The sequence below is a fragment of the Burkholderia ubonensis genome (assembly GCF_902833085.1).
GTDB lineage: Bacteria > Pseudomonadota > Gammaproteobacteria > Burkholderiales > Burkholderiaceae > Burkholderia > Burkholderia ubonensis.
Genome location: NZ_CADFEB010000006.1, coordinates 293,731 through 305,432, shown reverse-complemented (window position 1 = coordinate 305,432; position 11,702 = coordinate 293,731). Strand labels below are relative to the sequence as shown.

Annotated in this window: 10 protein-coding genes; 1 reads left to right on the top strand and 9 read right to left on the bottom strand. The window is 68.7% G+C overall.

Annotated features, from left to right (window positions below):
* Nucleotides 1-21: 21 nt before the first annotated feature.
* From HWX31_RS18560 to HWX31_RS18520, 9 genes are all read right to left on the bottom strand, one after another.
* Nucleotides 22-1,467, bottom strand: a complete 1,446-nt coding sequence (locus HWX31_RS18560) for an NAD-dependent succinate-semialdehyde dehydrogenase (protein WP_174962962.1) — start codon at nucleotides 1,465-1,467, stop codon at nucleotides 22-24.
* A gap of 159 nt (nucleotides 1,468-1,626) precedes the next feature.
* Entirely contained in the window at nucleotides 1,627-2,931 is a 1,305-nt protein-coding gene (locus HWX31_RS18555) for a c-type cytochrome (RefSeq protein WP_174962964.1), read from the bottom strand.
* A 14-nt stretch (nucleotides 2,932-2,945) separates the two neighbouring features.
* Complete coding sequence (locus tag HWX31_RS18550; RefSeq protein ID WP_174962966.1) at nucleotides 2,946-5,165, bottom strand: xanthine dehydrogenase family protein molybdopterin-binding subunit; 2,220 nt, start codon at nucleotides 5,163-5,165, stop codon at nucleotides 2,946-2,948.
* A gap of 84 nt (nucleotides 5,166-5,249) precedes the next feature.
* Nucleotides 5,250-5,705, bottom strand: coding sequence for a (2Fe-2S)-binding protein (locus HWX31_RS18545; RefSeq protein WP_076476924.1), 456 nt, complete (start codon nucleotides 5,703-5,705; stop codon nucleotides 5,250-5,252).
* 61 nt (nucleotides 5,706-5,766) lie between these two features.
* The gene (locus HWX31_RS18540; protein ID WP_059651140.1) at nucleotides 5,767-6,069 is read right to left on the bottom strand and encodes a putative quinol monooxygenase; all 303 of its coding nucleotides are present in this window, start codon (nucleotides 6,067-6,069) and stop codon (nucleotides 5,767-5,769) included.
* Nucleotides 6,070-6,155: 86 nt separating this feature from the next.
* Nucleotides 6,156-7,199 carry an NADP-dependent oxidoreductase gene (locus HWX31_RS18535; RefSeq protein WP_174962968.1) on the bottom strand — a complete coding sequence of 348 codons (1,044 nt, stop codon included), beginning with the start codon at nucleotides 7,197-7,199 and terminating at the stop codon, nucleotides 6,156-6,158.
* A 171-nt stretch (nucleotides 7,200-7,370) separates the two neighbouring features.
* The gene (locus tag HWX31_RS18530) at nucleotides 7,371-7,991 is read right to left on the bottom strand and encodes a TetR/AcrR family transcriptional regulator (protein WP_174962970.1); all 621 of its coding nucleotides are present in this window, start codon (nucleotides 7,989-7,991) and stop codon (nucleotides 7,371-7,373) included.
* A gap of 188 nt (nucleotides 7,992-8,179) precedes the next feature.
* Nucleotides 8,180-9,208 (bottom strand): DNA-binding protein, encoded by a 1,029-nt coding sequence (locus HWX31_RS18525; protein ID WP_174962972.1) that lies wholly within the window; start codon nucleotides 9,206-9,208, stop codon nucleotides 8,180-8,182.
* 194 nt (nucleotides 9,209-9,402) lie between these two features.
* On the bottom strand, nucleotides 9,403-10,875 hold the full coding sequence (locus tag HWX31_RS18520; RefSeq protein WP_174962975.1) for a coniferyl aldehyde dehydrogenase: 1,473 nt from the start codon (nucleotides 10,873-10,875) through the stop codon (nucleotides 9,403-9,405).
* Between the two features lie 105 nt (nucleotides 10,876-10,980).
* Here HWX31_RS18520 and HWX31_RS18515 point away from each other — a divergent pair, with 105 nt between their 5' ends.
* Nucleotides 10,981-11,628, top strand: a complete 648-nt coding sequence (locus HWX31_RS18515; protein ID WP_174962977.1) for a TetR/AcrR family transcriptional regulator — start codon at nucleotides 10,981-10,983, stop codon at nucleotides 11,626-11,628.
* Nucleotides 11,629-11,702: the final 74 nt, after the last annotated feature.

The following is an 11,702-nucleotide window of genomic DNA, read 5'->3' as shown; positions in this document are numbered from 1 at the left end:
CTCACTACGCTCGCCCCGTTGTCAAACCGCCATCACCGTCACCGACTTCGTCACGAGATACGGCTCGAGTGCCTCCGGCCCGCCTTCGGACCCATAGCCCGAATCCTTCACGCCGCCGAACGGCATTTCCGGCCACGGCGTCGCCGGCTGGTTGATCCACAGCATCCCGACCTCCAGACGCTGCGTGAGCAGGTGCACGTTCGCGAACGACCGCGTGAACGCATACCCGGCGAGCCCGTACGGCAGCCGGTTCGCTTCCGCGATCGCGTCCTCGAGCGAGTCGAAGCCGCGAATCGCCGCGACCGGCCCGAACGGCTCGTTGTTGAACACGTCCGCCTCGAGCGGCACGTCGGCCAGCACCGTCGGCGCGAAGAAGTTGCCTTCCGTGCCGATCCGCTCGCCGCCCGTCTCGACGCGTGCGCCGACCGCGCGCGCGTTCTCGACGACCGACGTGATCGCGGCGATCCGGCGCGCGTTCGCGAGCGCGCCGAGCGTCGTGCCCTCTTCGAGCCCGTTGCCGACCTTCAGCCCTTCCGCATGCTTGACGAGCGCGCGCGTGAATTCGTCGCGGATGCTGTTGTGCACCAGGAAGCGCGTCGGCGAGATGCACACCTGCCCCGCGTTGCGGAATTTCGCGCCGCCGGCGGCCTTCACCGCGAGCGCGACGTCCGCATCCTCGGCGACGATCACCGGCGCATGCCCGCCGAGCTCCATCGTCGCGCGCTTCATGTGCTGGCCCGCGAGCCCGGCCAGGTGCTTGCCGACCGGCGTCGAGCCGGTAAACGTCACCTTGCGGATCACCGGATGCGGAATCAGGTACGCGGAGATCTCGGCCGGATCGCCGTACACGAGGCCGATCACGCCGGCCGGCACGCCCGCGTCGACGAACGCGCGCAGCAGCGCGGCGGGCGACGCCGGCGTTTCCTCCGGCGCCTTCACGAGGAACGAGCAGCCGGTCGCGAGCGCGGCGCTCAGCTTGCGCACGACCTGGTTGACCGGGAAATTCCACGGCGTGAACGCGGCGACCGGGCCGACCGGCTCCTTCACGACCGTCTGCTGCGCGCCGAGGTTGCGCGGCGGCACGATGCGGCCGTACACGCGCCGCCCTTCGTCGGCGAACCATTCGATGATGTCCGCGGCCGCCAGCACTTCGAGGCGCGCTTCGACGAGCGGCTTGCCCTGCTCCTGCGTCATCAGCTGCGCGATTGCGTCCGCGCGTTCGCGCACCAGCGCGGCCGCCTTGCGCATCGTCGCCGCGCGCTCGTGCGCGGGCACCCGGCGCCACTGCTCGAAGCCGCGCTGCGCGGCGGCCAGCGCGCGGTCGAGATCGGCGATGCCCGCGTGGGCCACCTTGCCGATCACCTTGCCGGTCGCCGGGTTGACGACGTCGATCGTCTTGCCGCTCGCGGCATCCGCCCATTCGCCGTTGATCAGGAGTTGCGTATCCGTATAAGTCACGTGAGCCATCCAGACACCCCTACTGTTGCGTCAAAAAAGGTACGCCGCCTCGCGAACGAGCGCGCACCGGTCAACCGGATCGCCGCCAGCGCGCGACGCGCGCAGCGGCAGCCTCGTCGGCAGGCAGCATACCCGCCTTTCGATTTTCATGCGCGACCCGGGCCGCGCTCAGCGCGCCGCCTGCGTCGCCCGGCGCAGCTTCGCAACCTCCGCCGCCTGCACGGCCGGCGCGCCATTGTTCCAGCCGGTGCGCATGAACGTCAGCACGTCGGCGATCTGCCGGTCGTTCAACTGGTCCGCGAACGCGGGCATCGGATACGCGGACGGAACGCCGTCGATCACCAGCGTCTCGCTGCCGTTCAGCGTCACGTTGATCAGCGACGTCGCGTCGCGCTCCAGCACGTTCGGATTGCCCGCGAGCGGCGCGAGCAGCGGCGCGAACGCCTTGCCGTCCGTGCCGTGGCAATGCATGCAGTACGCGGTGTACACCTTTGCGCCCGGGTCATTCGCCGGCCGCAGCAGCACCGCCTGCGTCGCCTTCGGATCGTCGCGGTAAGGCGGCGCACCCGTGCCGCCCGCCGCCGGCAGCGACTTCAGGTAGCGGGCCATCGCCGTCAGGTCGTCGTCGGTGAGCGCCTGCGTGCTGTGGTTGATCACGCTCACCATCGAGCCGAACGCGGTCGCATGCCGGTTCGCGCCGGTCTTCAGGAACTGCGCGACGTCCGCCTCGCTCCAGCGGCCGAGCCCCGTATTGTGCTCGCCCGTCAGGTTCGATGCGAACCAGTTGTCGATCGACGCGCCCGACAGGAACGCCGCGCCGCCCTCGTCGAGCGCCTTCTCCTGGAACCCGACGCCGCGCGGCGTATGGCATGACCCGCAGTGCCCGAGCCCCTGCACGAGATACGCGCCGCGATTCCACATCGCGTCCTTTCCCCGCTTGTCGGCATAGGCGGCCGTGTCGACGAACACCGCGTTCCACAGCTTGAGCGGCCAGCGCTGGTTCAGCGGCCACGGGATGTCGGACGCGCGGTTCGGCTGCTTCACGGGCTCGACGCCATTCATGAAATACGCATAGAGCGCCTTCACGTCGTCGTCCTTCAGCTTCGCGTACGACGGATACGGCATCGCCGGATACAGGTTATGGCCGTCCTTCGCAACGCCCGCGCGCAGCGCGCGCGCAAAGTCGCCTTCGGTGTAGCCGCCGATGCCCGTGTCCGGGTCGGGCGTGATGTTGGTCGAGTAGATCGCGCCCATCGGCGTGTCCATCTTCAGGCCGCCGGCGAACGGCGCGCCGTCGTGCGGCGCGGTGTGGCAGGCCACGCAGTCGCCCGCCTTCGCCAGATACGCGCCGCGCGCGACGAGCGCCGCGTCGGGCGTCGCGGCCTTGGCTGCCTGTGCGGCAGTGGCGGCCGCCAGCGCGACGGCGACTGTGAACGCCTTCGAGGCGCGCGCCAGGGGTGTGATTCGAATCATCCGGGTCCTCGATGTCAGGCGGTTTTCAGCTGGTTGCCGACCGGCAGCTTGCGCACGCGCTTGCCGGTCGCAGCGAAGATCGCGTTCGCCAGCGCGGCCGCGAGCGCCGCAGTGCCGGGCTCGCCGATCCCGCCCGGCGCTTCGCCGCTTTTCACGATGTGCACGTCGATCGGCGGCGTCTCGTTGATCCGCAGCATCCGGTAGTCGGTGAAGTTGCTTTGCGCGACGCGGCCGTTCTCGATCGTGATCTCGCCGTACAGCGCGCCCGTGATCCCGAAGATGATCCCGCCCTGCACCTGCGCGTCGATCGTGTCCGGATTCACGGCCATCCCGCAGTCGACCGCGCATACGACGCGCTTGACCTGCACGTCGCCGTCGTCCACCGCGACGTCCACGACGATCGAGAAGAAGCTGCCGAACGCGTGCATCACCGACACGCCGCGCCCCTGGCCCGTCGGCAGCGGCGTGCCCCAGCCCGCGGCCTTCGAAGCGACGTCGAGCACGTTGCGCGCACGCGGCGACTTGCCGAGCAGCGCGCGGCGGTACTGCACCGGGTCGGTCTTCGCTTGCGCGGCGAGTTCGTCGATGAAGCTCTCGACGACGAACGTGCCGCGCGTCGGCCCGACACCGCGCCAGAACGCCGTCGGCACGTGGCGCGGCTCCTGCCGCACGTAGTCGACGAGCTGGTTCGGCAGGTCGTACGGCAGCTCGGCCGCGACCTCGACCGCGTCCGGATCGACGCCGTTCTTCACTGCGGGCGGCGCGAAGCGCGCGAGGATCGACGAGCCGACGATCCGGTGCCGCCACGCGATCGGCCGGCCGTTCGCGTCGAGGCCGGCCGAGATCCGGTCGTAGTAGTACGGCCGGTACATGTCGTGCTGGATGTCTTCCTCGCGGGTCCACATGACCTTCACGGGCGCATTGACCTGCTTCGCGATCTTCACCGCCTGCGCGACCATGTCGATCTCGAGCCGGCGGCCGAAGCCGCCCCCGAGCAGATGGTTGTTCACGACGATCTTCTCGCGCGGGAAACCGGTGATCTGCTGTACGGCGTCGAGCGCGCGCGTCGGCACCTGGGTGCCGACCCAGATCTCGCAGCCGTCAGGGCGCACGTGCACCGTGCAGTTGACGGGCTCCATCGTCGCGTGCGCGAGCAACGGCTGCTCGTAGACGGCGTCGATGCGCGTCTTCGCGTTCGCGAATGCGCGGTCGACGTCGCCGTCCTTGCGCGCGACGGCGCCCTTGCCGCTGTCCGCCGCCCGCGCATGATCCGCCGCGATGTCCTTCGTCGACACCTTCGCGCCCGCGCCTTCGTTCCATTTCACGACGAGCGCCGACGCGCCGCGCTTGGCCGCCCACGTGTGGTCGCCGACCACCGCGACCGCGTTATCGGCGCGCACGATCCGGCGCACGCCGCGGATCTGCCTGGCCGCCGTGTCGTCGACGCTCGCGACCGTGCCGCCGAACACCGGGCTGTTGACGATCACCGCAACCAACATGCCCGGCAGCCGCACGTCGAGCCCGAACCGCGCGGTGCCGTCGACCTTTTCCGGCGAATCGAGCCGCTTGACCGGCTTGCCGACCAGCTTGAAATCCGCGGGCTTCTTCAGCGCGACGTCCTTCGGCACCGGCAGCTTCGCCGCGGCGTCCGCGAGCTGGCCGTACGACGCGCGCCGTCCGCTCGGCGGGTGCAGCACCTCGCCGTTCTCCGCGCGGCAGGCGGCCGGATCGACGCCCCACTGTTTCGCCGCCGCACCGACGAGCAGCGTGCGCGCGGTCGCGCCCGCCTGGCGCATCGGCTCCCACGCGTAGCGGATCGACGTCGAGCCGCCCGTGAGCTGGCCGCCGAGCAGCGGGTCGAAGAACAGCTTCTCGTTGGGCGGCGCATGGTCGAGCGTCACGTTCGACAGCGGTACTTCCAGCTCCTCGGCGATCAGCATCGGCAGCGACGTGTAGACGCCCTGTCCCATCTCGACCTTCGGCATCACGAGCGTGACCTGCCCGTTGCGGTCGATCTGCACGAACGCATTCGGCGCGAACACGCCGGGGCGCGGCGCTTCGTTCGCATTGCCGTCGACCACCGAGCGGCGCGCGTCGCCGCCCGCCGCCGGCACGCTGAAGCCGAGCAGCAATCCGCCGCCCGCCGCCGCGCCGAGCGTCATGCCGAACTTGAGGAACGTGCGGCGCGACACGCCCGCGCCTGCCTGGCCTGCTTCGATCAGTCCGCGCGACATGTCAGCCTCCGCAGAGCCGCCTCAAGAAGGCTGACCGCCCCCTCGGGGGGCAACGAGCAAAGCGAGTGTGGGGGTCGTTTCATCTCAAACCTCCTTCGCGGCCTGCTTGATCGCCGCGCGAACCCGGTTGTAGGTGCCGCAGCGGCAGATGTTGCCGGCCATCGCGGCGTCGATGTCGGCGTCGCTCGGGTGCGGGTTCGATGCGATCAGCGCGGCGGCGGCCATCACCTGGCCCGACTGGCAATAGCCGCACTGCACGACGTCGAGCTCGCGCCACGCCTGCTGCACCTTGCGCCCGGCGGGCGTCGCGCCGACCGCCTCGATCGTCGTGATCCTGCGCTCGCCGACCGCCGCGACCGGCAGCACGCACGCGCGCGCCGCGACGCCGTCGAGATGCACGGTGCACGCGCCGCACTGCGCTATGCCGCAGCCGAATTTCGTGCCGGTCAGCCCGACGAGATCGCGCAGCACCCAGAGCAGCGGCATGTCCGCGGGCGCGTCGACCGCATGGACCGCACCGTTGATGTTCAGATTGATCATTCAGCCTCCGGGCTGGCGTAGTGTGGGGACGGCGCGACGCGCGCGCCGGGGGGCGGACGGCTTACGACTGCGCGGCGTCGAGCGCCGTCAGCACCTTCACGACGGGCGGCTGCGCGAGCCACTCGCCGGCCTTCGCGCGATACGCGTTGTAGTGCGGGCTCGCGCGGTGCGCTTCGAGCGCCGCCGCGTCCTCATAGACCTCGAACAGGTCGAAGCCCGGCGAACCGTCCGCCTGGCGGAACAGGTCGTAGCGCAGGTTGCCCGGCTCGGTACGCGTCGCGGCGACGAGGCCGCGCAATTCGGTCTCGACCGTCTGCGCATGTTCGGGTTTCGGGATCAGGCTGGCGATGACGTAGACAGGCATGTTGATTCCTTCTTTCCTTCGTTGAATCGTGATGGACGATGCCGCGCGCCGGAGCCGGCGCACGGCGTGGAACATGGGACGTGGGCTCAGACCAGCTCGTCGGGGCCGACGCGCACGACGACCTTGCCGAAGTTCTTGCCGGCGAGCAGGCCGATCAGCGTGTCCGGCGCGGCGGCCAGACCGTCGACGACGTCCTCGCGCGCCTTCACCTTGCCGGCGGCGACCCACTCGCCCATGTCCTTCAGGAACGCGGCATAGCCCTCCGCAAAATGATCGAGGATGATGAAGCCCTGCATCCGGATGCGCTTCGCGAGCAGCGCATACGTCAGCAGCGGCAGGCGATCCGGACCCGCCGGCAGCGCGGTGTCGTTGTAATGCGCGATCAGCCCGCACACCGGCACACGCGCGCCGATGTTGAGCAGCGGCAGCACCGCCTCGAACACCGCGCCGCCGACGTTCTCGAAATAGACGTCGATGCCGCCCGGGCATGCGTCCGCCAGTTTGCGCGCAAAATCCGCGTCGCGGTGATCGATGCACGCGTCGAAGCCGAGCGCCCCGGTGACGTACGCGCACTTGTCCGCGCCACCGGCGATGCCGACCACGCGGCAGCCCTTCAGCTTCGCGATCTGCCCGACGACGGCGCCGACCGCGCCGCTCGCCGCCGCGACCACCACGGTTTCGCCGGCCTTCGGCTCACCGATCTTCAGCAGCCCGTGATACGCGGTGAAGCCCGGCATCCCGAGCACGCCGAGCGCGTACGACGGGTGCGCGAAATCGCGGCCGAGCGGGAACAGGCCGGCGCCGTCCGACAGCGCGTAGTCCTGCCAGCCGCCCATGTCGACGACGAGATCGCCCGCGCGGAACGCCGGCAGGTTCGACGCCACGACCTGGCTGACGGTCCCGCCGACCATCACGTCGCCGAGCGCCACCGGCGGCGCATAGGACGGCGCGTCGTTCATCCGGCCGCGCATGTACGGGTCGAGCGACAGCCAGATCGTGCGCAGCAGGACCTGGCCCGGCCCCGGCGTCGGCACCGCGACGGTTTCGGTGCGGAAGTTGTCCGGCGTCGGGGCGCCCACCGGGCGCGAATTCAGGACGATCCTGCGGTTTGCGGTCTTGCTTTGCGACATGAAAATCTCCGTCAATGGGGATGCGCGCTCTCGCACGATCCGGTCAGGAAAGGAACCCGGCGACACGGCAGGCGACGTCCGCGCGTCGCTCGGCGGCATTGCCGATTCAGATAAAGTAGACCAGTCGTCTATTATCGGGACATAAAATAAGGCGCGCGATGCGCGCCTCGCTTACTGCCACGCTCCGTTGCCGGCCGACTGCGGCAGATTCAGCATCCGCAGCGTCGCGACCATCGCGGTTTCGAGCGGCTTGCGGTTGCGGTGGATCTTCTCCAGCAGCGTCGCGCCGAGCCACAGCTCGTACAGCGTCGCGGCGGTGTGAGACGGATCGTCGATCCCGTGCAGCGAACCGTCGGCGAGCCCCGTTTCGATGCCGGCCGCAAGCCGCTCGATGATCTGCCCGGTGCCGCGCCGCAGGACCGAGCGCATCGCTTCGGACAGATCCGCCACCTCGGCGCCGAGCTTCACCGCGAGGCACTTGCCTTCCGGATCGTCGTTGCACTGCGTGCGCAGCCAGTTGTTCCAGTAGCTCATCAGGCGCGCGGCGCCCGTGCCCGGCTGCCGGACCAGCAGGTTGTCGAGATGATCGAGATAGCCTTCGAAGTACGCTTCGAGCAGCGCTTCCCCGAATGCCTCTTTCGAGCCGAAGTAATGATAGAACGAGCCCTTCGGGATGCCCGCCGCGGCGAGAATCTCGTTCAGACCGACCGCCGAAAACCCCTTGTGGAGCATGATCGGCTTCGCGATATTCAGGATGTGCTGGCGGACTTCCGCGCCTGAAGATGCATTCATGATGGCGTATGGTAGCAACGATTAGACCGGTCGTCTAGCAATGTGCAACCGGCATTTTGAGTCGCACTTTACCTGATCCCCGATAGGTTCCCAATGCCCCGCTCCGTTCATGGGCGGGAATGTGCCCCCCACCGCGCCGCCGCGCCGCCGCGCGATGCGCGCGCATTGAACCGACGGCAGTCGCGCCGTCAGCTCGACGCCTCGTCAGCGCGCTTCCTCGCACGCGGCTTGCGCTCGCCCTGGGCCGCAGCGGACGTTTTCCTGGCGGCACGCCCCGGCGGCGTGCGGCTCGCCATCGCCAGCGCGGCGATCTCCCGCCTCAGCGTGTCGAGTTCGCTCCCGTAAACCGCACTCGTCGCCTGCGCGCCGTCGAGCTGCCCCTGAAGCACGCCGCATCGATGCAGCGCATCGCCCAACTGCGCCTGCAACGCGGCCAGATCGTTCCGATACTGGATATCGCGCTGCTCGGCGCGCGCGGACAGCGCGTCGAGCTCCTTCTGCAGCCGCGCGGCCGCCACACGCTCGCGGTCGATCTCCTGCAGCGCCCGCTTCTCCGACGCGCGCAGGCGCTCTTCGGCACGATTCGCGTCGTCGCGCAGCCGGTCGAGCTGCGCTGTGAAATCCGCGCGCGCCTGCGCGAGCGCACGATCGCCTTCCGCGTTGTCGGCCTTCACGCGCTCGATCTCGGCCGTGAGCGCGCGCTGAGATGCGCTGTCGGCAGCACGGGTCTGCTCGAGTTCCTGAATCCGCACCTGCGCCGCGAGCAGCGCGGCCGTGCGCTGCTCGAGCGCCGTCTCGGTGCGCGCGAGTTCGGCCTGCAACGCGGCGACCTCGTTCCTCGCGGCGGCCCGCTCCGCTTCCACCTCGGCGCGCAACGCGTCGAGCGACGTCGTGGCCGCGGCCGCCGATCGGCTCCACAACGCCGCCACCAGCTCGCCCGCCGCCGCCTGCAGGTCGGCCGGCAAGTCCGGATGCTCGATCCGCACGCGGCTCTTTTCCCGCAGCTCGGCCCAGAACTCGCCCAGCACCGCCGTCGGCGTGCTCATGCTGCCCCTGCGCACCAGCTGATACAGCCGGTTGGCGGTCGGCGTGATGCCGAAGCGGAAGAACAGCAGGGCACACACCTCGCGGTACAGCTCGCGGGTTTTCGGGAAGTCGGCCTTGAGGCGCTCGATTTCGGCGGCGACGCGGGTTTCGTCGGGGGCGAGGTCGGACATGGTCGGGATTGGCTGGGGATTTCGTTAATAATATAACGTAAACCGTCATATATCCAACCAACCATCCTTATATATTTGACATTATTTCTATAATGTTGAAATTCTGACCTGCAAGCTTGCGTAGATTTGCAACCGCCTAACGTGGCCGCCCCCAGCCCTGCCGCGCCCCGGTCAGCAGCGGCGACTGATCACGCTCAGCGTCCGGCCTGAGCCCGGTAGCTTGCCGGCCGGCCGTGACGCTTCCCGAGCGTGAACGAGAGCGCCAGATCCACGAACTTGCCGAACGGCGCGCGCAACAGGCCCGGAAGGTTCCAGCGCCCCTGGACGAACACCCCTTTCGCGTGGCTCATCGCGCGAAAGCCCTCGACGCCGTGGTACGCGCCCATCCCGCTCGGCCCGACGCCCCCGAACGGCAGATCGTCCTGCGCAACATGCATGAGCGTGTTGTTGATGCCGACATTGCCGGAGGTGGTCCGCTTCAGCAGCGTCTCGCAGTCGGCGTCCCGGGCGCCGAAGTAATAGAGCGCGAGCGGACGCGGCCGTTCGTTCACGTAGTCGATGACCTCGTCGATCGCGCGATAGGTGCGCACCGGCAGGATCGGACCGAAGATCTCCTCCTGCATGATCGCCATGTCGTCGGTGGCCCCGACAACCATCGTCGGAGCCAGCGTGCGCAGCCGGGCAGCGGCGCGCTCCGGACTCACGCCCGCCTCGATCACCCGCGCCCCCTTGCGCCGGGCATCCTCGATCAAGCCTTTCAGGCGGTCGAAATGCCGTTCGCTCACGATCGATGTGTAGTCCTTGCTGGTTGGCCCGTCCGGATAGAAGCCGGCCACCGTCGCGTCGTACTGCTTGACGAACGTGTCAAGGTCATCTTCATGGACCAGCGCGTAGTCGGGCGCGACGCAGGTCTGGCCGCCGTTCGACAGCTTGCCGAAGACGATGCTGCCGAGCGTCCGGGCGTCGGCATGGCCGCGCGCGACGATCGCGGGGCTCTTGCCGCCCAGCTCGAGCGTCACCGGCACGAGGTTGTCGCTCGCAGCCTTCATGACCTTGCGGCCCACCTGGGTGCTGCCGGTGAAGAGCAGATGGTCGAACGGCAGGCCGCTGAACGCGGCGCCGACCTCCGGGCCGCCGAGCACGACAGCCACTTCGTCGGGCGGGAAGCTGTCCGCGAGCATCCGCCGGATCACCTCGCTGGTGCGCGGCGTCAGTTCCGACGGCTTCAGCATCGCGCGGTTGCCGGCGGCGAGCGCGGTCGCCAGCGGGATGATCGTCAAGGAGAACGGGTAGTTCCACGGCGCCATCACGCCCACGACGCCCACCGGCTGGTATTCCACATGAGCACGGCCGGCGCGGTAGAACATGCCGACATGCCGGCGCTCGGGCTTCATGAAGCGGCGCAGGTTCCGGGTCAGGTAGTCGATCGACTGGATCACGCCGACCAGTTCCATGATGCCGGTCTCATGGTGCGAGCGATGCCCGAAATCGGCGCTGATCGCCTCCTCTACTTCACTGCGACAAGCGAGAACCGCGGCGCGCAGCCGGGCGAGCCGCGCCTTGCGCTGATGCAGGCTCGGCGGGCCCTCCCTGAGGAAAGCGCTGCGCTGGAGAGCCAGCAATGCCGTTGCGTCAATTACGTGGCCGGGTTCGGCAGGAATGGTCATCTTGCACCTCATGAGGTAATTGCAATGTAGACACCGTCAACTTGATACGTGGCGATGATAGGAGCACAATGTGTTCCCTGTCAACATCGATTGGGAGCAAATGAAATGACGTCGGAAGCGCTCGCCGAGCAGAAGCCGTATCACCACGGCGACTTGCGGCGCGTGATCATCGAAACGGCCCTCGACACGTTGCAGGAGCAGCAGGGCTGGCAATTCACGCTGCGCGAAATTGCCCGGCGGGCGAATGTCAGCCACTCGGCGCCCTACCGGCATTTCCCGGACAAGGCCGCATTGCTGCGCGAGCTGGCGCTGATCGGGTTCGACCGCCTGCGCGACGAACTGGACGCGGCGCTCGATCCCGCGCTGGATGCGCCCGTGAACTTGATGGCACTGGCTTATGCGCACCTGGACTTCGGCGCCAGGCGCCCGGACCTGTATCGCCTGATGTTCGCGGCGGATGCCGGGGAGCCGTCGGACATCCACCTCGATCCGCGCGCGCAGGCCCCCTTCCTGCTGGTGATCGACGTCCTGGAGCGAGGCCAGAGCGAGGGCACGATCCGCCGGCGCTCGGCGCTGGGTCAGGCGACCGCCTGCTGGGCGCATCTGCACGGCCTGACGATGCTCGCGATCGACGGCCGGCTGGTGCCGGCGAAGGTGGGTGATCACGCTATCGAGGATGCGCTGACGACGCTGCTGGATGGGCTGGTGCTGGACGAGGCGCGGCCCACGCAAAGGCAGGTAAAAAGACCTTGACCTTGGACTTCACTTGAAGGTTATGGTTGGACATGGCAAGCGTATCGCGGCCATGGGTATGTTTTCCGCAATCA

Bases quoted from the DNA above. Each gene is read 5' to 3' on its own strand.
- HWX31_RS18560 (WP_174962962.1), bottom strand. From the start codon at position 1,467: ATGGCTCACGTGACTTATACGGATACGCAACTCCTGATCAACGGCGAA.
- HWX31_RS18555 (WP_174962964.1), bottom strand. From the start codon at position 2,931: ATGATTCGAATCACACCCCTGGCGCGCGCCTCGAAGGCGTTCACAGTC.
- HWX31_RS18550 (WP_174962966.1), bottom strand. From the start codon at position 5,165: ATGTCGCGCGGACTGATCGAAGCAGGCCAGGCAGGCGCGGGCGTGTCG.
- HWX31_RS18545 (WP_076476924.1), bottom strand. From the start codon at position 5,705: ATGATCAATCTGAACATCAACGGTGCGGTCCATGCGGTCGACGCGCCC.
- HWX31_RS18540 (WP_059651140.1), bottom strand. From the start codon at position 6,069: ATGCCTGTCTACGTCATCGCCAGCCTGATCCCGAAACCCGAACATGCG.
- HWX31_RS18535 (WP_174962968.1), bottom strand. From the start codon at position 7,199: ATGTCGCAAAGCAAGACCGCAAACCGCAGGATCGTCCTGAATTCGCGC.
- HWX31_RS18530 (WP_174962970.1), bottom strand. From the start codon at position 7,991: ATGAATGCATCTTCAGGCGCGGAAGTCCGCCAGCACATCCTGAATATC.
- HWX31_RS18525 (WP_174962972.1), bottom strand. From the start codon at position 9,208: ATGTCCGACCTCGCCCCCGACGAAACCCGCGTCGCCGCCGAAATCGAG.
- HWX31_RS18520 (WP_174962975.1), bottom strand. From the start codon at position 10,875: ATGACCATTCCTGCCGAACCCGGCCACGTAATTGACGCAACGGCATTG.
- HWX31_RS18515 (WP_174962977.1), top strand. From the start codon at position 10,981: ATGACGTCGGAAGCGCTCGCCGAGCAGAAGCCGTATCACCACGGCGAC.